The organism is Haloechinothrix sp. LS1_15 (genome assembly GCF_033042135.1).
Taxonomy (GTDB): Bacteria; Actinomycetota; Actinomycetes; order Mycobacteriales; family Pseudonocardiaceae; genus Haloechinothrix.
The window spans coordinates 59825-80521 of record NZ_WBXM01000010.1; the positions used below are offsets into that span (position 1 = coordinate 59825).

Sequence of the window (20697 nt, forward strand, 5' to 3'; positions counted from 1 at the left end):
CCGAATGCGTATAATTATGCTACACAGTAACACGCAAGTTCGAAGTGTTCGATAAATATACACACTTGCAGTGATATCAGGCGGTGGATTCCAGCCACGAGGCGATGCCGCGGACGGCGCTGGTGCAGCTGCCGCAGCCGGTGGTCGCGCGGGTGGTCTCGGCCAGCTCGCCGACCGTCCGGGCCCCGCCGCGCCAGGCGTCGACGATGCGGGACTTGGGGACGTTGTTGCACGAGCAGACGGTCGTCGAGCCGGGCATCGTCGCCGGGCTCGACGCGGGCACCTGTTCCTCCGGCAGTGCCCGGCCGAGCAGGAAGGCGAGCCGGTCCGAAGGCGCGGGCGTGCGGTGGATGTAGTGGTGCGCGATCGTCGCGGCGGCGTCCGGCACCCCGAGCAGGACCGCGCCTGCCACTCGGTCGTCACGCAGCACGAGCTTGGCGTAGCGCCCCCGCGCCGGGTCTGTCAGGCACAGCACCTCGGCGTCGGCAGAGCCGGGTTCGGCGGTGACGTCCCCGAAGGCCGCCAGGTCCACCCCGCTAGCCTTCAGCCGCGTCACCGCGGCGGTCCCTCGGTAGCGCGCGCCGCTGTCGGCGCCGGTGAGCAGCTCGGCGAGCACCGTGGCCTGCTCCCACGCGGGCTGCACCAACCCGGCAACGGTGCCGGGGTGTTGCGCGCAGTCGCCGATCGCGTGTATCCGCGGATCGCTCGTGCGCAGCCAGTCGTCGACGACGACACCCTGATCGACACGCAGTCCCGCCCGCTCGGCCAGCGCGGTCTCCGGCCGCACCCCGGCGGCGACCACCACCATGTCGGCAGGCACCCAGCTACCGTCGTTGAGCTTCACCCCGTCGCCAGGCACGTAGCCTGCCGCGGTGGTGCCGAGCCGGAACTCGATGCCGTACCCGGCGAGCGTTCCCGCCAGCACTTCTGCCGCACCACGGTCGAGTTGTCGCTCCATAATGTACTCACATGGATGGATCACCGAGACTCGGCAGCCGCGACCGGCCAGCCCCCGCGCCGCCTCGAGCCCGAGCAGGCCACCACCCAGCACGGCGACCGGGGTTCCCGCGCGGGCGCGGGCCACGATCGCCTGGCAGTCGGCGAGCGTCCGGAACGGCAGCACACCCTCGGCAGGCGAGCCGTCCTCGGTCACCAACCCGTCGGCAGGCGGGATCCAGGGCGCGCTGCCCTGCGCGAGCACCAACGTGTCGTAGCCGAGTTCCTCCTGCCCTCGCGGACCGTGCAGGGACACCGTCCGTGTGGCGGTGTCGACCCCGGTGACCGTGGTGGCTACGCGCACGTCCACCCCCCGCAGGCAGGCCCAGCTCTCGGAGTGCAGCCGCACCGCGTCGTCGCCGAGGGTGCCTGCCACCACCGAGGACAGCAGCACCCGGTTGTAGGCATGATCGGGCTCGGCGCCCACCACCGTCACGCCGACCCGGTCGCCACCGGGGTCACGAGCGGTGATCTCCTCGGCGAGGCGCGCACCGGCCATGCCATACCCGGCGATGACCACTTTCCGCTTCCCACTCATCCGACCTCCCGCGCCGCGAGCTCGGGATCGTGCGATCCGTCCGGTGTGCTCGGTGCTTGTTCTGCTCGCTCGGTTCCTGCCGGAGGCTCGCTCGGCTGCTTGTTCAGCTGGACGGCGCACACCTTGAACTCCGGCATCCGGCTCGTCGGGTCGAGGGCCGGGTTGGTGAGCAGGTTGGCCCGCTGCTGTTCCGGGAAATGAAACGGCAGGAACACGGTGTCCGGCCGGATGGACGGCGCGCATCGCACCACTGCCACGGTGGTGCCGCGCCGGGAGGTGACCTCGGCGACATCCCCGTCGGCGAGGCCGAACCGCCGGGCGGTGTCCGGGTGGACCTCCACGAACATCTCGCCTTGCGCGGCCATCAGCTCCGCCACCTGCCGGGTCTGCGCGCCGGACTGGTACTGCGCGAGCAGCCGCCCGGTGGTGGCCACCAGCGGGTACTCCTCGTCGGGCACTTCGGCGGGGCCCGTGTGGGTCACCGGAACGAAGCGCGCCCTGCCGTCGGGGTGGGCGAACCCGTCCAGGAACGGCCGGGGGGTGCCGGGGTGCTCGGCATGCGGCACCGGCCAGTGCAGCTGCTCACCGCCGCGGAGCCGGTCGTAGCTGATCCCGGAGTAGTCGGCGAACCCACCTGCCGAGGCGCGCCGGAGCTCGTCGAACACGACCTCCGGATCGGCGGGGAACCGTTCGGCCGGTTGCCCGAGCCTGCTCGCGAGCCCGGCAAGCACGTCGAGATCGCTACGCACCCCCGCGGGCGGGTCGACGGCCTTGCGCCGCAGCAGCACCCTGCCCTCCAGGTTGGTCATCGTGCCGTCCTCCTCGGCCCACTGGGTGACCGGCAGCACCACATCGGCCAGCGCGGCCGTCTCCGAAGGCACGACATCGGCCACGGCGAGGAAATCCAACCCGGCGAGCCGCCGGGTGACGTGCTCGGCCCGCGGTGCGGACACCGCGATGTTGCTGCCGAACACCAGCAGCGCCCGCGGGCCGGTCTCGCTTCCCAGCGCGTCAAGCAGCTCGTAGGCCGAGGGCCCCGGACCCGGCAGGCTGTCGCTGTCGATTCCCCAGACACCCGCGACGTGCTCGCGCGCGGCGGGATCGGTGATGGGCCGGTAGCCGGGGAGCTGATCCGCTTTCTGGCCGTGCTCGCGCCCACCCTGGCCGTTACCCTGCCCGGTCAGGCAACCGTACCCGGATCCGTGACGACCGGGTAGCCCCAGCGCGAGAGCGAGGTTGATCCATGCGCTCACGGTGTCGGTACCGGTAGCGTGCTGCTCGCTACCGCGCGCGGTGAGCACGTATGCGTTGCGCGCCCGGCCGAGCAGCGCCGCGACCCGTCGTTGGTCGGCGGCAGCCACGCCGGTCACCTGCTCGACGCGCTCCGGCCACCAGGCGGCGGCCTGGCGCCAGGCTTCGTCGAAGCCTGCGGTGCGGTCGGCGAGGTACGCTTCGTCGACATAGTCGCCGGTGACGGCGGCGTGCAGGATGCCGAGCGCCAGCGCGAGGTCGGTGCCGGGGGCCGGTTGCAGGTGCAGGCTCGCGCGGGCGGCCGTTGCCGTGCGGCGTGGATCCACCACGATCAGCCCGCCACCGCCCGCTGCGGGACTCAGGTGCTGCACGAACGGCGGCATGGTATCGGCAGGGTTCGCGCCGACCAGCAGGATCGCGTCCGCGTTCGCGAGGTCGGTCACCGGGAACGGCATCCCCCTGTCCATACCGAACGCCCGGTTGCCTGCAGCCGCCGCCGAGGACATGCAGAACCGGCCGTTGTAGTCGATGACGGACGTGCGCAGCGCCACCCGAGCGAACTTGCCGAGCAGGTAGCACTTCTCGTTCGTCAACCCGCCACCGCCGAACACCCCCACCGCGTCCGGGCCGTGCTCGGCCTGGATGTCGCGCAGCGCACCGGCCACCACGGTCAGCGCCTCGTCCCAGCTCGCCTCGTGCAGCCGCCCGTGACGCCGCACCAGCGGGGTGGTCAGCCTGGCGGGCGCGTCCAGCACCTCGGCCGCCGTCCAGCCCTTCTGGCACATCCCGCCGCCGTTCGTCGGGAACGACCGGGGCGCCACGGTGACGCCCGCGCCGTCCGCGTCCGCGGTGATGTGCATGGCGCATTGCAACGCGCAGTACGAGCAATGGCTCGGCGTCGCCGTTGACGGGACGTCACCGGTTCCGGGCTGTGCGGCGTCGACCATTCGCACCTCCTGATCCGGTAGTCGACGGTAGCCGCCGGTTGTTACAAGAAAGTGCGACCAGGTTTCGAGCGGTTGACATCTCGCTCGCGTCTCGCGCGGGCCCGTCGTGAGGCGGCTGCGCGTTCCTGGAGCTCCGGCCGACCCGCCGCCGGCTAGACGAGCTCGCTGACCAGTGCGCCCGCGCGCCGGAGCCCGTCGAGGGGTGCGGGGTCGGCCGCAGGTTCGATGGCGTGGCTCGCCAGCCGGTACAGCACCGCGCGCAGCAGCATCTGCGACCATTCGGGCAAGTGTGACCAGCTGTGGATGAGGCCGGTTCCGGCGCCGCCGCGTGCCACGGCGTCGACCACCACCAGGGCCGTCGCCCACTCGGCAGGTCGGTAGAACGGCACGAAATCCACCACGAGCGGGCCCTTGCCCGCCACCCAGCGCACGCTCCGATACAGATCACCGTGCACCACCTGGTCGGGAAGGGTAACCGGCCGTAGGGATGCGGCGAGGATCTCGAACCACCGCCCGCCCGCGGTCTCGTCCAGCTCGATCTCCGCCTCGCCCCACGCGAGGCGGTCGGCTGTGGCGAGCGTTCCGTAGCGGCGTTGCAGGAATTCCGGGCAGGGGATGCCTGCCAGCGCTTGGTGCAGCTTGACCGACGCGAGCACCAGGTCGTGGAACCTCGGTGGGGACGGCTGCGCGGCGGGATCGTCGTCGAGTCCTCGGTAGGCGATCCACCCGCCGATGATCTGCCTGCCGTCCGTGGCCCGCACCGGACGAGCCAGCGAAACGCCGGGCACGTCGAGAGTGCGTACGGTACGCGCGAGCCACGCCGTCTCCGCCTTGTCGCTCACCGGCCGCAGCACGATCGATCCCGCCTGCCATTCCGCACCGCCGGCCGCGGGGCGCAACGCTTCGGCGTCGACACCGAAAGCCGCACAGACATGATCCGGCGGCCGGGGTGCGGAAGGCACTTGCTGCGAGGGTGTGTCGCGCACCCCCAGCACTCTAGCGGTTGGGCAGCGACTCCAGTGGGAGCGTCAGTAGGTCGGCAGGCTCGGGTCGACCTGGTTGGCCCAGGCCAGCACTCCACCACCGAGGTGGGTGGCGTCGCCGAAGCCTGCCTTGTGCAGCGCGGCCAGCGCCTCAGCCGACCGCCCTCCCGACTTGCAGTGCAGCACGATCGGCTTGTCTTGCGGGAGCTCGGCCAGCGCCTCGCCGGAAAGGATCCGGTCCTTCGGGATCAGCTTGGCGCCCTTGATGTTCACGATCTCGTACTCGTGCGGCTCGCGGACGTCGATCAGCTCGAAGTCCTCCGCAGCGTCGAACTTCGCCTTCAGCTCGGCCGGGGTGATGGTGTGGTCGGCCGCGGCGTCGGAGGCCTCCTGGCTGACCGCACCGCAGAACGCCTCGTAGTCGATCAACTCGGTGATCTTCGGGGTATCCGGGTCCTTGCGGATCTTGACCTCGCGGTACCGCATTTCCAGCGCGTCGTAGCTGATCAGCCTGCCGAGCAGCGGCTCGCCGATACCGGTGATCAGCTTGATCGCCTCGTTCACCATGATCGAGCCGATCGAGGCGCACAGCACACCGAGCACGCCACCCTCCGCGCAGGAGGGCACCATGCCGGGTGGCGGCGGCTCCGGGTAGAGGTCGCGGTAGTTCAGGCCCTGCCCGTTGGGTGCGTCCTCCCAGAACACGCTGACCTGACCCTCGAACCGGAAGATCGAGCCCCACACATAGGGCTTGCCGAGGATCACGGCGGCGTCGTTGACCAGGTATCGGGTGGCGAAGTTGTCGGTGCCGTCCAGGATCAGGTCGTAGTCACGCAAGATGTCCAGCGCGTTGTCCGAGGTGAGCTGCTCGGTGTGCAGCACGACGTCGACGAACGGGTTGACCTCGGCCACCGAGGACTTCGCCGACTCCGCCTTGGACCTGCCGATATCCGACTGGCCGTGAATGATCTGGCGTTGCAGGTTGGACTCGTCGACCACGTCGAAGTCGATCACGCCGAGCGTGCCGACGCCCGCCGCGGCGAGGTACAGCAACGCCGGGCTGCCCAACCCGCCCGCACCGATTACCAGCACCTTGGCGTTCTTCAACCGTTTCTGACCCTCGACCCCCACATCCGGGATGATCAGGTGACGGCTGTAGCGGGCCACCTCGTCCTTGGTGAGCTCTACGGCGGGCTCGACAAGCGGCGGCAGTGACATTCGGTTCCTCCACACGGCCCGCACCGCGCGGGCACTCACTCGTTTAGGGGCTTAACGCGCTCTCTGGTGTCTCCAACAACCGTAAGCGGCTGCTTGTTCCTCCGGGCGGGCCTCCCACATGCTGGACCCGCCTCCTGCGATCCGGTTACGCCGTCGCGCCCGTCTACCGCGCGGCTCAGCCGTCGGTGTTGGCTTGGGGGTTGGGCCACGCGTTGGGCCGGCAGGTGTTGCCGTCGGCGGCCACCGTGTCCTGCTCACCGGGAACACCTTCGTTCAGCTTGGCGACGTAATCGTTGTCGACGCCGAAGCTCTGCTGCATCATCACCGGCGCGAGCTCCCCGTCGTCCGCGCATCCCACGTGACCGAGGCCGAGCACGTGACCGACCTCATGGTTGATCAAGTACTGCCGGTACATGCCGATATCGGCATCGAACGCCTTCGCGCCGCGAACCCAGCGCGCCAGATTGATCACGACCCGATCGATGTCGCGGCGATAGCAGGAGGCCTCGTACTCAATCGTATAACCGCACACGTCCGGGTGACGTGCGGTGGCGGGCGTGGTCAGGCTCACCCGGAAGTCGGGCTCCACCTCCGAACCGTCCACACGCTGGAACGTCACGTCACCACTGCCGATCCAGCTACGCGGGTCGGCAAGGACGGCATCCACCGTGCGGGCGAAAGCATCATTGCCGCCGTACTCCGCCGGATCGATCCCGTCTTCGATTTCCACGGTGTAGGTGTAGTGCTCGGCGCCATCACCGACCGGCTCCCCGGATCCGTCCACCACGGTCCAGTCGTGTTCACCCTCGCTGGTGAAGTCACCCCCGTCGGGGAGCTCGGCGCTCGGCACGTCGACGTCGCCCACCTCCGCGGGAATCTCGGCCACCGGGGGTTCCCGCTCCTCGGCGCCCTCTTCGCCCGCCGCGCCACCGGCCTCGGAGTCGGACTGATACGCCGAAGCGCCACCGCGCTCTCCCCCGACATCCTCGGCGCCCCCACCAACATCGAGCACGACCGCCATGGTCACCACCACCAGGGCGGGCAGTGCGTACATGCGCCAGCCGAGGCGCCGGATCCTGCTCGCCACCGGGCGCCGACGAGACCGCCGGTGGGACTGCGCGTCGGGGGCGACCGGATCCCAGGATGCGCGCAGCGGTTCCGCACGTGCCGCCGCGCGCCGCTGCTGCTCGCCACGGCCGGGAACACGCGGGTCCCGCTCCTCGCCAGGTCGCCGTGGTGGTTGATGCACAACCCCAGCGTGCCACATCGGATCGTCGCCGGAACCGATCACGGGCGGTATCCGGTACCGGTCAACGACCAACGGCGGTACGCACCGGGGTGTGGCCGGTCACCACCGACCCGTTCGTTCCGCTTGCCACAGTGCCAGCGTCGCCGAAGCCACCGTGGTCGGATGCTCCATCTGGGCCACATGCCCGGATTCGCGGAGCATCAGCAGCCTGCCTCGCTGGAGCGCATGCACCGTCGGCGCGGCGCGGCGCGGTGACACCACCCGGTCGTCGGTTCCCCACACCACCAACGTGGGAGCGGTCACCCGTCGCAGCGCGGCGCGCAGCGATCCCCGACCGATCCGCAGCCAGCCACGCAGCAGCTCGACACCACTGCGCGTCAGCGACGGCATCGCCCACGGCAGGTCCATCCGCGCCGTGTGTTCCTCGACAATCTCGGCGAACCGGTTCGGCGGGAACCCGTCCGGATCGGCGCAGCACAGCTCGATGATCTGCCGAGCGCGCTCGCGTGGCCCGAGGGCGGCGAGCTCGCGGCGCATCCGCTTACCGATCAGCGGGAGCGGGGTAAGTAATACGCGTGGATCGGAGATGCGCCAGGGATCGGGCCGAAAATCGGGCACGGCCGGGGAGATCAGCGTCAACGTACGGACCAGCTCCGGTCTACGCGCGGCGAGCAGGATCGCGACCGTGCCGCCCATGGAGTTGCCCACCAGATACACCGGCCCGGCTCCGAGGTCGGCCACATACCGGGCGATCCTGTCCGCCTGGGACGTCATGCTGAGGTCGAACCCCTCGTCCGGCTCGGAGAAGCCGAACCCTGGCAGGTCGACGGCGATGCCGTGCGCCCACGACGCCAGCTGGTAGCCGAGGTCGGTCCAGTTGGTCGAGGAGCCGCCGAGCCCGTGCAGGTACACCGCGACATCCCGGGTATCCCGCTGCTGCGACGCAGGCCACGAGCGGGCATGATCCGTCCTGCGTACGTACAGTGACCAGCCGTTGCCCCGCTCGTACGAACCGGGCCACGGCGGCAGCGAGAGATCCAGCGGCGGCAACGACGCCACCGTGGTCGCCGGCCGTCCGCCGCTTTCCGGTAACCGTGAGTGCGACATAACCTCCAGCATGCCTGGCTTGACCTGATCGTCCGTAACCACCAGCGTCCTCGTACGGTTAACGTAGAAAAGCACGGAAACGCTTGCCGATAAGGGGCTACTCACCGGTAGTGTCCCGGTAGTGCCATGAGTGGTCCAGATCCATGAGTGGTCCCGACCGACGGCAGGCAGGTGCCGGGGTTACCGGTGGCACCGGCGGCAGCACGCGATGGAGGAAGCATGACCGAGATGGCGAGGCGGGTTGGTGCCACGCATCTGGCGCCACGCGCCGGCCACGACGCCGACCGCTCGACTGGCGCCGAGCAAGGGGGCGACGAGTTCGAGCTCGGCCGGGGCACCCGGCTGCCACGTGACAAGCGCCGCGCGCAGCTGTTGACCGCTGCCCAGGAGATCTTTTCCGCCAACGGCTACCACGCCACGGCGATGGACGAGATCGCCGAGCACGCAGGCGTCTCGAAGCCGGTGCTTTACCAGCACTTCCCCGGCAAGCTCGAGCTCTACATCGCGCTGCTCGAGGTCCATGTCGACGAGTTGATCTCGAACGTGCGGGCCGCGCTGGCCTCGACACCCGACAACAAGCACCGGGTCAATGCCGCGGTCGGTGCCTACTTCGACTTCGTCAACGGACGGACCGGCGCGTACCGCATGGTCTTCGAATCCGATCTGCGGGGCGAGGAGCAGGTGCAGCGAGCCGTGGAGCGGGCGACCACCGACATCGTGGACGCGCTCACCGACACCATCACCGCCGACGCCGGGCTCGGCGCCGCACAGGCACGGCTGCTCGCGGCGGGTCTGGTCGGACTGAGCCAGGTCAGTGCACGATTCTGGATGGAGAACCACAGCGCGATCGACCGCGACGAGGCCGTTGGCCTCATCGCCACCCTGGCATGGCGCGGCATCGGCGCCGGTTTCCCACTACAGCAGCACCCCTGAGCCCACCGGCCGGTGGGCACACTGGCCGCCCCTCGCAACTGCCAGTTTCATTATTTCGTGAAATGATGAAATATCCTGAAAGCGAGAACGGCGCGCACGAAGCGAGGTGCGGGTAGTGGCCACACCGAGCGAGACACAACGGGACGGCGACGGTGCCGACGAGACGTTGCTGCGGTTCGTCGAGCGGTTCGCGATGGTCCTGTCCGGCTTCGGTCTGGCTCGCATGCCTGCGCGGGTGTTCGCCTACGTACTCGCCGACGACGCCGACCGTTACTCCGCTGCCGAGCTCGCACGGGCGCTACGGGTGAGCCCGGCAGCGATCTCGGGCGCGGTGCGCACGCTGGTGGACGCTGGGCTGCTCGGCAAGGAGCGGGAACCGGGCGCCCGTGTCGACACCTACCGCATCGATGACGACGACCTGTGGGCCACGATCGTCGCGCAACGTATCGACATGGTCGAGCCCTTCGAGCGGATCGCGGCCGAGGGCGTGGAGCTGCTCGGTGCCGACACCCCGGGAGGCAGGCGGCTTCGCGAGACCCAGGAGTTCTACGCGTTCATGCGCGCCAAGTTCCCCGAGATCATCACTGAGTGGCAGGAGCACAAGCGCGCGCTGTTCGGCGATGGCGACCCGGATCACCCCGCGTGACACGCTGACGGCACGGGGCGGGTACGAGCCGAAGGGGTCCTTCGGTACATATTTGGCACCGGAGGAGTCCTTCGGCTCACTCGGCGCTCAGACGTCGGGAACCAGGCCGTCACCCCGGCAAGGCCGGATCTGCTCGACGGGCGACAGTAGCGCATACAGATCATCGCGGGTGGGTGCGAGCAATAGCGGTCCGGTACTGACGCAACCACGCATCGCTTGGAGGTCGGCGTCCAGCTCATCGAGGACCTCGCCGTTGAGCGTGGCGGGCGCCTGTTCGCGGGCGGCGTCGATCAGGTCCACCAGTGCTGTGGACACCTCCATCACACCGTCGACCGTGGCATACAGCTCGGCGACCTCCGGTGGGTGTGCACGGAGCGCGTCCCCGGCGTTCGCGATCCGCTGCCGCGCCTCGGCCAGCTCACCTCGCACGCGCTGGGTCCTCACCTCAGTCATGAACCATCACCCCCTTTCCGCTGCCTGCCACCGGACACATCACCTACCGTTATTTGCAACGATAGACTCAATTTTTGTGTTCCTAGTGCTGCAACTTGTCAGAACCTGCGGGTGATGATCACGCCGGATGGGTGAGCCGAAGGGGTCCTCGGGTGCACATCATGTACCGAAGGGGCCCTTCGGCTCACCACCCCCACCTACGGGATGAGGTCGTTGAGGTGGTCGGCGACTTCGCGCGGGCGCTCGTAGGTGAGCATGTGTCCCGCACCCGGGTAGAGGATGTAGTCGGTTCCCGGCAGCTGGTCGGCGATAGCTTGGGCGTGTGTCACCGGACACAGCCGGTCCCGTTCCCCTGCCAGCACCACGGTGCGGATGTCGCGCAGCGCGCACAGCGCGACCCTGCGGTCGTGCGACCGGATCGACTCCCGGAAACCGGCGATGCTCGCCGGGTGCGCGCGCAGCGCTTGTCGGGTCACGTCGACAACGTCACGCTGCCTGGCTCGCTTGCCGAACACCAGCCAGCGGGTAATCGGGCTGAGCAGTTTCGGGTCGCCGGGGAGCACGTCCTTGCGACGCTTCTCAAGCAGGGTCTGCAACACCCTCTCGCCCCGGGTGACGCCGCGTGCCGCCATGCCGGGCAACCCCAACGTCAGGCGGTCCATCTCGCCGGAGGAGGTAGCCACGAACGCGGCCCCGGACACCCGCTCGGCGACCAGCTCGGGATACCGCTCGGCGAGCGCCATGATCGTCATGCCGCCCATCGAGTGTCCGGCCAGGACGAGCCTGCCCCGCGACGCGCGGTCGGCGATCAGCTCCGCGAGGTCGTCGGCGAGCTGCGCGATCGTCGCCGTGCCGACAGCCGCGGGCGCCGAGGCACCGTGCCCCCTGTGGTCGTACCGCAACACCCGCACACCCCGGGTGAGCCGCTCCACCACCGGGTCCCAGCAGGTGTTGTCCTGGGTCCAACCGTGGACCTGCACGAGCGTGACCTCGGCATCAACCGGGCCGGAGTCGCGTACGTGCAGCGCGGTGCCGTCGCTGGTGACGAAGCGGTGGCGGGCACTGGGATCCCAGGGCGAGGGGGCGCGCCCCGCGAGCGCCCGCTCGGGCGGCTGTTCCAGCACGCTCACGCCTTGCTCCCGCTGTCGCTGAGCAGGAAGGACTTGCGCCACCAGTACATCCCCGGGGCACCGACCAGCCCGTTCTCCTGCAGGAACGGCATGATCTTCTCACCGGAATACCGGATGGTTTCCTGGAAGTGCGGGTTCCGCAGCGCAACCTTGTGCCCCTCGGCGGGATCGATACCCACCGCGGAGTACACCCGGGGATTGATCAGGCTCCGCGTGATGTGGAAGGACACGAACGCGATGAGGAAGCGCTGATAGGCAAGTTCGGCCTTGCGGAGCTTCGGCATGCCGCGAGTGACCTCTTCCCGGGCGAACGTGACGTGCCTGGCTTCCTCCAGCACGTGGATGCGGTTGACCATGCGCATCAGCGGCTGGATGTTCGGGTCGTTCATCTGCTCGCGCTGCAGCCGGTCGAGGATCTCCTCGGCGACCAGGATCGCGCCGTACAGCGCGGGACCGTAACCCACGACCGGCAGCACCTTGCCAAGCTCGTGACGCCAGCGCACCGGCCCGTACGCGGGCACACCGACGCGGCCGGCGAGCCGCGCGAACATGGTCGAGTGCCTGCACTCATCGGCGATCTCGGTGAGCATGTACTGCGCGCGGCTCGTGGTGGGGTCCGCGTCGTTGACCTCCTTGAGCAGCATCTGCATCAGCAGCACTTCGAACCAGATGCCGTTGGTGGCCACGCTGACGCCCTCGTGCTTGGTCAGCTCGATACGCTGCTGCTGAGACAGGCGGTCCCACAGGTAGGTCCCGTAGAGCGATACCCGGTGCTCGGGGATATACGGCTTGCCCTCGTCCAGCGGTGCGTCCCAGTCGATGTCCACGTCCGGGTCGTAGAACTTGCTGGCCGAGGATCTCAGCAACCGTTCCGGCGTCTTTTCCCGGTCATCCGCCTTCAGCGCCCGCGTCATTGCCAGACCGCCTTTCTTCCCCACAAACAGATTCACCCGCTAGCATGTAACCTGCAGTAACGGTTACCTCTTGGTAGCATGACCACCATGCCGGACGATGTCAAGCGCAACCGCAAGCAGCCCAGCAAGCAGGCCAGGTCAGAGGGAGACGCACGGCGAGATCGGTGGAAGAAGCACCGAATCGAGCGACGGGCCGAGTTCGTCGAGGCCGCGTTACGCGCGCTGGACAAGCACGGCCCGGAGTTCGGCATGGAGGACGTCGCCACCGAGGCCGGGGTGACCAAGCCGGTGCTCTACCGGCACTTCACCGACAAAGCCGATCTGTATGTCGCACTCGGCCAGCACGGCACCAAGATCCTGTTCAACCGGCTGATGCCCGCGCTCAACGAGGAGCTGGCTCCTCTCCCGCGCATCCGCTCGGTGATCGACGCTTTCTTCACCACGATCGAGGAGTACCCGAACCTGTACCGCTTGCTGGCTCGGCCGGCCCACACCGTCGAGCGCGCCCCCGATTCCGACATCGTCGGGGAAGACAAGGAAGTCATCGCCACCGCCGTCACGGCATTGCTCGGCGACTACATGCGCACCTTCGGGCTCGATTCCGGCGCGGCCGAACCCTGGGCGTACGGTGTCGTCGGCCTTGTGCAGAACACCGGCGAGTGGTGGCTGGAGCGGCGCTCCATGGGCAAGGACAGCGTCGTCGAGTACACCACGCAGATCATCTGGGCGGCGATCGACGGAATCCTGCGCCAGCAGGGCGTGATCATCGACCCGAATCGCCCCCTCGAAGTCAACAAGGTGATCCAGTTCACCCGGCAATCGCAGCACCAGGACGAGGCGGCCGAGTAACCGGCGCATCCGAAGGCCCGTCACCGGGACCGAACGCCCGGCGGCGCAGGCAGAGATCGGTAACGGTGGAAAGGAGCAGCAGCCATATGAGCGAGCACGACCACGACGAGGACGCCTACGTCGGGCGGGCGAGCCTGCGCCTACACGGGGAGGAGGAGACCACGGTCTCCGTGGATGTCCGGCTACGCGGTCACTTCCAGCCGATCGACGGCTACTACCGGTGGTACGGGCGCATCGCGGCCAACGACGAGCTGGACGCCGCCGCGGGCGGTAAGAAGAAGAAGGTCACCATCACCACCAGCCAGGGTGAAGCCTCCGGTGAGATCTCCGACCCGGATCCGTGGAACCGTTACCGGATCACCGGCACGAGCACGCCCCCGTTCTCGGTGGTGACCTCGCTCGCCGAGATCGAAGGCGCGCAGCACTGACGCACCCGCGAGCCGGAGAACCCCGTGCCCCTAAGCGGTCAAGCAGCGGGGTCTCCGGCCCGGTTCAGCGGCTAGGTGTCTCCCACGAAGCCGACCCGGCGCGCTTCGGCCGGGGTGAGCTCGACGTACGCGAGTTTGGTCACCGGGACCACCACGGTGCGTCCCTTGTCGTCGGTGAGTCGCAACAGGCCGTCGTCCGAGCGGAGAGCCTCGGAGATCAGCTTGTCCACCTCGTCCTGCGACTTGTTACTCGACAGCACCAGTTCACGGGATGCTTCCTGAATGCCGATCTTGATCTCCACGCATGCCCTCCTGCACTGCGAGTATGACGGTGCGCTTGCTGTCGTCTCAGGCTATCCCAGCCTGCACCGGCGCGAGCACCGACGGTGAGTACCCCCACCCCCGGGGACGCCGTCAGCCGAGGCCGAGCGACCGCATCCGCTTCCCGTGGCTCTGCTGCAACCGCCGGAACAGCCCGGCGATACCGGACAGGTCACCGGAGCCTGCCACGATGAGTTTGGCCAGTCCGTCCCGCTCGGCTACCACGTACTGCGCCTGGGTGGTCGCCTCCCCGAGCAGCCGCCGCCCCCACAACGTGAGCTTGTCCCGGAGCACCGCGTCGTTCTCGACGGCGGTTCCCACCTCACGTTTGGCGAACGCGGAGTGGCCGGTGTCGTCGAGCACGCGAAGCACCAGGTCGCACGTGTCCGCATCGAGCCAGTGCGCGATCTCGCGGTAGAGGTCGGCAGCCAACCCATCCCCGACGTATGCTTTGACCAGCGACTCCAGCCACGACTTGGGGGCGGTGGAGACGTGGAAGGCCTCGAAGTGGGTCACGAACGGCCGCATCGCCTCCTCGACCGCGACATCGTGTTCGGCGAGGTAGTCGGCGAGTATCCGGTAGTGGCCGATCTCGGCCGCCGCCATCTCGGCAAGGGCGGCGCGCCCGCGCAGGTCAGGAGCCTGCCGGGCGTCCTCGGCCATCCGGTCGAAGGCGGACAGCTCGCCGTAGGCCAGCACGCCGAGCAGATCCACGACGCCCTCGCTGAGGCGCGTCGCTACCGGCGCGCCCGCGACCTCTTCTCGCTCCTCGGACACACCGAACACCCTAGCGGTTGGTCCGCCCGCCCTCGGGCGGACGGGGCCTCCCGATAGGGAGGTCGCGGCTGCCGGAACACCATCCGGCGGGCGGACCAGAGCAGGGAACACACCGTCTACGCACCGCTGCCTGTGAACTCGACGGCGACGGGGTACACTCCATAGCGATTGTGAGAACGAGCATCGCCCTAACACGGAACCGCGGCCCTGCGCCTATGCTGGGGGATGGCGCCGTGTCGCCGCGGGCGCGGGTGCGCTGCGGTGGAACCGTACGGCGATGCACAACGTATGGTGCGTGCACATCCAGGGGATTTCCCCGCCCGGCGAGCAGCACCGCCCGACATTCCGCGACGGTGGGATGGGTCACGGGCGAGATGTGGCAGTGGTACTCCACGGTATTCCGCGGGTGCAACCGGCCAGGGTTGCGATTGTGCGCGCTGGAACGAGAGAGGCGATCGCACTGACCGCGACAATGAACAATACACCTGACCCTCATACCCCGGAACACAGCACATCCGGCGCTGCCGAACCCGACCCGGCACCGTCGCTCGAGGCGAGCACCGAGAGCACCGAGGACGCTGTCGAAGCACCGACGTTCGCCGAGCTCGGTGTCTCCCCCGAGCTCGTCAAGGCACTGTCCGAAACCGGCATCGAGCGCACCTTCGCGATCCAGCAGCTGGCGCTGCCGCTGGCGCTTCGCGGCGAGGATGTGATCGGGCAAGCGCGCACCGGCATGGGCAAGACCCTCGCCTACGGCGTGCCGGTTCTCGAGCAGCTGGAGCTGCCCGGCGACGGGACCCCGCGGGCCCTGGTCGTCGTCCCAACCCGCGAGCTGTGCCTGCAGGTCACCCACGATCTCACCGAGGCGGGCAAGTATCACGACGTCCGCACGCTGGCGATCTACGGCGGTAGGCCGTACGAACCACAAATCGAGGCGCTCCGCGAGGGCGTGGACATCGTGGTCGGCACCCCCGGCAGGCTGCTCGACCTCGCCGAGCAGCGCCACCTGGTGCTGGGCAAGCTGTCCTGTCTAGTACTCGACGAAGCCGACGAGATGCTCGATCTCGGGTTCCTCCCCGACATCGAACGCATCCTGACCATGGTGCCCGAGAAGCGGCAGACGATGCTGTTCTCGGCGACGATGCCGGATCCGATCATCACGCTGGCCCGCACGTTCCTTGACAAGCCCACCCACATTCACGCCGAGCAGGGTGAGACGGCTGCGGTGCACGAGCGGACCAAGCAGTTCGTCTACCGCGCCCACGCGCTGGACAAGCCGGAGCTCGTCGCCCGCGTGCTGCAGGCGGAGGGCCGCGGCCTGACCATGCTGTTCACCAGGACGAAGCGTACCGCGCAGAAGGTGGCCGACGACCTGTCGGAACGTGGCTTCGCCGCGGCGGCCGTGCACGGTGACCTCGGACAGGGCGCCAGGGAGCAGGCGCTGCGCGCGTTCCGTTCCGGCAAGGTGGATGTGCTGGTCGCCACCGATGTCGCGGCACGCGGCATCGACGTGGACGACGTGACCCACGTAATCAACTACCAGACCCCGGACGACGACAAGACCTACGTCCACCGGATCGGGCGCACCGGCCGGGCAGGCAAGACGGGCGTGGCCATCACGCTGGTCGACTGGGACGAGGAAACCCGCTGGAAGCTGATCTCCGACACGCTCGGTCTCGGTATCCCACAGGCGCAGGAGACCTACTCCACCTCCCCTCACCTGTACGCCGAGCTCGGGATCCCTTCCGATGCCACGGGGAGGTTGCCGCTGTCGGCCCGTCACCGTGCGGGTCTGGGAGCCGAGTACTCCGACGACGACGGGCGCTCCCCCGGCGCAGGCAAGCGTGCCGACGGCGGGCGCGGGCGTCGGCGCGGCAGGGGCGGTGGACGCTCGGCGGGCTCGGCCACGACGGAGCAACGTGACCAGGCCACCGGCTCGGCGGATGACGGTTCGTCGCGGCGGCGGCGCCGCACACGGAGCGGATCCCGGAACGGTGGCGGTGCGGCGAGCGCCCAGTCCACGTCACGGGACCGCGCCGAAGGTCACTCCTCGGCGGCGGGGAGCAGGCGGAGGCGTCGCCGCACGCGGAGCGGGCAAGACAACGCGGCACCGTCGACACGATCGACCGGGTCCACCACGGAGTAGCGGTGGCACGACCGCGCTCGCGCCGCTCCCCTTGGACCCGGCCGCGGGACAGGGTGGCCGCCGTGGCCGTTGCCGTGCTGGCCGCTGCCGCGGCGGGCGTGGTGTGGATCACCAGCGACAGCGCCGCGACGGAGCAACGCACCGCCACCGAACCAGCCCCGTCGCTGGAGGAGCCGGAAGCCGTTCCGGATTCGTTCACCGAGCTATGGAACGCATCGAGCGGAGCCACAGTCGAACCGGTGGCCGTGGGTGGCACCGCCATCACCGCAGGTGACGGTGTCGTGGTCGGCCGCGACGCGCGGACAGGGGAACACCGCTGGAGCTACCGGCGCGACCTGGCGCTGTGTTCGGTGATCGCGGTCGACGGCGAGGTCACCGCCGCCTACCGCAAGGGTGAGCACTGCAGCGAGGTCACGCAGCTCGACGGGCGGACGGGGAACAGGACCGCGCAGCGCACCGGCGAAGCCGACAGTGAGATCCGGCTGCTCAGCGACGGTTCCCATCTGGTCGCCGCGGGACCCACGCTGTTGAACGCGTGGTCGCAGGATCTGGTGCGCACCATGGAGTACGGCGACGTTCCCGCCCCTGCCCATCCCGGAAGGCAGCCGCGCCCGGACTGCCGCTACGGCTCGGTCGCCGTCGCTGCAGGCCAAGTGGGCGTCGTGGAGCGGTGTCCCGAGGACGATGCGGAGCGCCTCACGCTGGTCGCCACCACTCATCAGGTGGACGACGAACTGCGCAGCGAGGAACCGGACGTGCTGTTCAGCGAGCTCCTCGACGGCGAGTCGGCCCAGGTGGTCGCGCTGTCGGCTGCCGAGGCAGGCTGGACGGCCGTCGCCGTCGGCGAGCACCAGCGGTTGGTGGTGTACACCCCAGACGGCGAGCGGCACGCCGAGTACGAGCTGGAACTGCCGGAAGGCGATCTGGCGGGCGATCCGCACGGTATGGCGGCGGCGACGGCTCGCACGGAGGCAGGCGTGTACTGGTTCACCGGCTCGGGCACCATCGCGCTGACCGAGCACGAGCTCGAGCCACGCTGGACACTGCCGGGCACGCTCGGCACGGGCACCACGTTCGCCGGTGAGCTGCTGGTACCCATCGAGGGGGGACTCGCGGTGATCGACGAGGAGACCGGCGAGGCCACCCGCACGATCAACGTCGACAGGGGCGCCTACGCCGGCCCCGTCCGGTTGGCCGCGACCGGACCGGTGTTGCTCGAGCAACGCGGGGACGAGCTGGTCGCGCTGCGCTAGGCGTCGTGACGCCTGTGCGGGCTGCCACGCACGCGGGCGGCGAGCACGCTAGCCGAACCAGGCCACACCCACGATCAGCGCCACGATCACGATCGATCCCGCGGCGGCCAGCTGGGAACGCGGGCCGTAGGTGTACTCGGCGAACACCGCCGTCCCCAGCGCGACCAACCCGCCCACCAGGTGCGCCGCCAGCATCGACGGGCGTAGCTGGGACACCCCCGGGGCGAGATCGGCGGCGTCGACCAGCACGAGCGCGATCCCCAGCAGCAACAACCCGGACGCCAGCGTGCCTGCCACCGCGCGCAACGGTTTCCACCCCCCAGCGCTCGCATCCGGGACGTCTCGCCTGTCGAGCTCACCCTAGCCGCACACCGCCCCCGGCTCGACGGACGGGGTTACAGCCGGACGCGGCCGCATCACCGTCGGATCCGCGCTCACGCGCCGGTCACGAAGCCACGTACCGCATCGGCGATCAGTTGCACGGCGATCGCCGCGACCAGCAACCCCGCGATCTTGGCCACCAGTGTGATCCCGCTTTCCTTGATCAACCGGATGATCACCCCGGAGTAGCGCAGGCACAGCAGCAGGATGATGTGCACGGTGACGATCGCCAGCGCCAGCGCGGTGTAGGCCGCGAGAGCTCCCTCGGCCTGCCGCACGAACACGATGGTCGCCGCGATCGCGCCAGGGCCTGCCAGCAACGGCGTGCCCAGCGGAACGAGCGCGACGTTGACGTCCTCCGAGGCCTGTGGTTGGGCACTCTCCCTACCGGTCAACAAGTCGAGCGCCACCAGCAACAGCAGCAGGCCACCCGCTCCCTGCAGCGCGGGGATACCGATACCGAGATAGCTGAGGATCGCTTGCCCCGCCACCGCGAACACCGTGATGACCACCAGCGAGACCAGCGTGGCCTGCCATGCCGCACGGGCCCTGGCCGACTGCGACTTCCGTCCCGTGAGGCTGAGGAACAGCGGGATCGTGCCCGGCGGATCGATGATCACGAACAACGTGATGGTGGCGGTCGCGTATATCGTCAGGTCGATGACCTCGAGGTTCACCGCCTACCCTCCCCCATGCTGACCGTGCTGCCACGCGCCAGGCTACACAGCTCCGCCAGCACCGCTGGGTCGGTGGTCTCGGCACCGATCGGGATCGGCTTGTTCGCGCCGTGGTAATCGCTGGAACCGGTCACCAGCAGGTCGTGCTTGGCGGCAAGCGCACGCAACTCCTGCCTGGCTTCGCCGTCGTGATCCGGGTGATCGACCTCGATGCCGGTGAGGCCGAGCGCGGCGAGCCCGGTGATCGCGTCCGCGTCGATGGTCGGCCCACGCCGGTACGCGAAAGGGTGCGCCAGCACGCTCACACCCCCTGCCGCGGCCACCATCTCGATCGCCTGCTCCACCGGGGTGTCCTCGCGAGGCACGTAGTACCGGCGGCTGCTGGTCAAATAGCGAGCGAACGCGTCGTCGATCGAGGTCGCCACCCCGGCGTCGACCAGGACCCGCGCGAGGTGGGGTCGTCCAACCGGGAGGTCGGCGTCAAGCTGGGTGAGCAGCCGCTCCGGATCCACCGGCAGCCCGTCGTCGGTCATCCGCGCGGCCATCGTGTGCAGCCTGCGCCTACGTTCGGTGCGCAACCGCCGCTGCTCGGCGAGCATGGCATCCGCCGAGGGATCGAACAGGTAGGCCAGCAGGTGCACGCTCACGGCACGACCGGTGCGGTGGTGCCACGCGCATGACCACTCCATGCCCGGTACCAACGTCAGGCCAGCGGGCACGCTGGCCCGCGCTGCTTCCCAGCCTGCCGTGGTGTCGTGATCGGTCAGCGCGACGACATCAAGACCAGCTGCCGCAGCGGCGTGCAGCAGCTCGCTCGGGGTGTCGGTGCCGTCGGAGCAGGTGGAGTGCGCGTGCAGATCGATACGGAGGTCGGAGTGGGTCACGCAAGTAGTGTCCCCGATCGTGGGGAGGCCGCCTCAGCCGACCAGCTTCTTACCGGCCGCCAGCCGTTTGGCTTTCGTCATCGAGAACGACTCCGCCTGCTTCTTCTTGTCGCCGAACACCAGCTCGGAAATGGCGTCGTAGAACTCCTCCGGGTTGGGGAGGTAGTCGATGTGGTTGAGTGCCTGGATCTGCCCCGCGGACTCCAGGATCATCGTGCCGTACCCGAACATCCGTCCCGCGGGTGAACGCTTGTAGGTCAGGTCGGTCACCTTGCCGATCGGCATCATCAGCACCTTCGTGGTGATGATGCCCCTGGTCATGATGAACCGCTTGTCGGTAACGATGATGTTCTCCGCCCACCAGAGCATGATCTGGTACACGAAGCGCAACACCACGAACAGCGCCGCGTACCAGAGGACGTTGTGCACGTAGACGGCCCATTCGGTGGGCGGCAACACGTACGAGATCATCACGGCGACGGCGAGCAGCGCCGCCGCCTCGAAGCTGTCCCAGATCAGCGATGCCCAGTGCCGTCGAACGCGCACGACGCGTCGCTCGGTGTCGAGCAGGTACTCATCCGGGTCGCGAGGCGAGAACATAGATATGTAGTGTCTC

21 protein-coding genes are annotated in these 20697 nt (G+C 68.9%); 6 read left to right on the top strand and 15 right to left on the bottom strand.

Features of this window, described 5'->3' with window-relative positions; translation table 11 throughout:
* Window positions 1–76 precede the first annotated feature (76 nt).
* The 6 genes from F8178_RS15495 to F8178_RS15520 form a co-directional block, all read right to left on the bottom strand.
* Window positions 77–1534, bottom strand: coding sequence for an FAD-dependent oxidoreductase (locus tag F8178_RS15495; RefSeq protein WP_317495519.1), 1458 nt, complete (start codon window positions 1532–1534; stop codon window positions 77–79).
* A complete protein-coding gene (locus F8178_RS15500; RefSeq protein ID WP_317495520.1) occupies window positions 1531–3732 on the bottom strand; it encodes a molybdopterin oxidoreductase family protein in 2202 nt (733 codons plus the stop codon). Before F8178_RS15500 ends, F8178_RS15495 begins: the two co-directional genes overlap by 4 nt.
* A gap of 152 nt (window positions 3733–3884) precedes the next feature.
* Window positions 3885–4718, bottom strand: a complete 834-nt coding sequence (locus F8178_RS15505) for a TIGR02569 family protein (protein ID WP_317495521.1) — start codon at window positions 4716–4718, stop codon at window positions 3885–3887.
* A 42-nt stretch (window positions 4719–4760) separates the two neighbouring features.
* Window positions 4761–5933, bottom strand: a complete 1173-nt coding sequence (gene moeZ, locus F8178_RS15510) for an adenylyltransferase/sulfurtransferase MoeZ (RefSeq protein ID WP_317495522.1) — start codon at window positions 5931–5933, stop codon at window positions 4761–4763.
* A gap of 175 nt (window positions 5934–6108) precedes the next feature.
* Window positions 6109–7182, bottom strand: a complete 1074-nt coding sequence (locus tag F8178_RS15515; RefSeq protein WP_317495523.1) for a DUF3152 domain-containing protein — start codon at window positions 7180–7182, stop codon at window positions 6109–6111.
* 99 nt (window positions 7183–7281) lie between these two features.
* The gene (locus tag F8178_RS15520) at window positions 7282–8331 is read right to left on the bottom strand and encodes an alpha/beta hydrolase (protein ID WP_317495524.1); all 1050 of its coding nucleotides are present in this window, start codon (window positions 8329–8331) and stop codon (window positions 7282–7284) included.
* Between the two features lie 186 nt (window positions 8332–8517).
* Here F8178_RS15520 and F8178_RS15525 point away from each other — a divergent pair, with 186 nt between their 5' ends.
* The gene (locus F8178_RS15525) at window positions 8518–9222 is read left to right on the top strand and encodes a TetR/AcrR family transcriptional regulator (RefSeq protein ID WP_396345632.1); all 705 of its coding nucleotides are present in this window, start codon (window positions 8518–8520) and stop codon (window positions 9220–9222) included.
* A 115-nt stretch (window positions 9223–9337) separates the two neighbouring features.
* On the top strand, window positions 9338–9868 hold the full coding sequence (locus F8178_RS15530; protein WP_317495526.1) for a helix-turn-helix domain-containing protein: 531 nt from the start codon (window positions 9338–9340) through the stop codon (window positions 9866–9868).
* An 87-nt stretch (window positions 9869–9955) separates the two neighbouring features.
* On the opposite strand, the gene F8178_RS15535 is transcribed toward F8178_RS15530, so the two are convergent.
* The 3 genes from F8178_RS15535 to F8178_RS15545 form a co-directional block, all read right to left on the bottom strand.
* Window positions 9956–10321, bottom strand: a complete 366-nt coding sequence (locus F8178_RS15535; RefSeq protein WP_317495527.1) for a hypothetical protein — start codon at window positions 10319–10321, stop codon at window positions 9956–9958.
* A 197-nt stretch (window positions 10322–10518) separates the two neighbouring features.
* Entirely contained in the window at window positions 10519–11451 is a 933-nt protein-coding gene (locus F8178_RS15540; RefSeq protein ID WP_317495528.1) for an alpha/beta fold hydrolase, read from the bottom strand.
* A complete protein-coding gene (locus F8178_RS15545) occupies window positions 11448–12365 on the bottom strand; it encodes a diiron oxygenase (protein WP_317495529.1) in 918 nt (305 codons plus the stop codon). The genes F8178_RS15540 and F8178_RS15545 overlap by 4 nt, the downstream gene beginning before the upstream one ends.
* Window positions 12366–12452: 87 nt before the next feature.
* On the opposite strand from F8178_RS15545, the gene F8178_RS15550 reads away from it, so the two are divergent.
* Together F8178_RS15550 and F8178_RS15555 are read left to right on the top strand one after the other, a co-directional pair.
* Window positions 12453–13214: a TetR/AcrR family transcriptional regulator gene (locus tag F8178_RS15550; protein ID WP_396345616.1), complete on the top strand. Its 762-nt coding sequence runs from the start codon at window positions 12453–12455 to the stop codon at window positions 13212–13214.
* Between the two features lie 86 nt (window positions 13215–13300).
* Window positions 13301–13642, top strand: coding sequence for a DUF4873 domain-containing protein (locus F8178_RS15555; RefSeq protein ID WP_317495531.1), 342 nt, complete (start codon window positions 13301–13303; stop codon window positions 13640–13642).
* Between the two features lie 71 nt (window positions 13643–13713).
* Here the strand turns inward: F8178_RS15555 and F8178_RS15560 are convergent, their stop codons facing one another.
* Together F8178_RS15560 and F8178_RS15565 are read right to left on the bottom strand one after the other, a co-directional pair.
* Window positions 13714–13944: a DUF3107 domain-containing protein gene (locus tag F8178_RS15560; protein ID WP_317495532.1), complete on the bottom strand. Its 231-nt coding sequence runs from the start codon at window positions 13942–13944 to the stop codon at window positions 13714–13716.
* A 112-nt stretch (window positions 13945–14056) separates the two neighbouring features.
* A complete protein-coding gene (locus F8178_RS15565) occupies window positions 14057–14740 on the bottom strand; it encodes a ferritin-like fold-containing protein (protein ID WP_317495533.1) in 684 nt (227 codons plus the stop codon).
* 472 nt (window positions 14741–15212) lie between these two features.
* Between F8178_RS15565 and F8178_RS15570 the strand changes: the two genes are divergently transcribed.
* Together F8178_RS15570 and F8178_RS15575 are read left to right on the top strand one after the other, a co-directional pair.
* Window positions 15213–16886, top strand: coding sequence for a DEAD/DEAH box helicase (locus tag F8178_RS15570; RefSeq protein WP_317495534.1), 1674 nt, complete (start codon window positions 15213–15215; stop codon window positions 16884–16886).
* Window positions 16887–16888: 2 nt separating this feature from the next.
* Window positions 16889–18139, top strand: coding sequence for a PQQ-binding-like beta-propeller repeat protein (locus tag F8178_RS15575; protein ID WP_317495535.1), 1251 nt, complete (start codon window positions 16889–16891; stop codon window positions 18137–18139).
* Between the two features lie 48 nt (window positions 18140–18187).
* Here the strand turns inward: F8178_RS15575 and F8178_RS15580 are convergent, their stop codons facing one another.
* The 4 genes from F8178_RS15580 to F8178_RS15595 form a co-directional block, all read right to left on the bottom strand.
* The gene (locus F8178_RS15580) at window positions 18188–18445 is read right to left on the bottom strand and encodes a hypothetical protein (RefSeq protein WP_317495536.1); all 258 of its coding nucleotides are present in this window, start codon (window positions 18443–18445) and stop codon (window positions 18188–18190) included.
* A gap of 128 nt (window positions 18446–18573) precedes the next feature.
* Window positions 18574–19197, bottom strand: a complete 624-nt coding sequence (locus F8178_RS15585; RefSeq protein ID WP_317495537.1) for a MarC family protein — start codon at window positions 19195–19197, stop codon at window positions 18574–18576.
* Window positions 19194–20081, bottom strand: a complete 888-nt coding sequence (locus tag F8178_RS15590; protein ID WP_317495538.1) for a PHP domain-containing protein — start codon at window positions 20079–20081, stop codon at window positions 19194–19196. The genes F8178_RS15585 and F8178_RS15590 overlap by 4 nt, the downstream gene beginning before the upstream one ends.
* A 33-nt stretch (window positions 20082–20114) precedes the next feature.
* Window positions 20115–20681, bottom strand: coding sequence for a PH domain-containing protein (locus F8178_RS15595; RefSeq protein ID WP_317495539.1), 567 nt, complete (start codon window positions 20679–20681; stop codon window positions 20115–20117).
* Window positions 20682–20697: the final 16 nt, after the last annotated feature.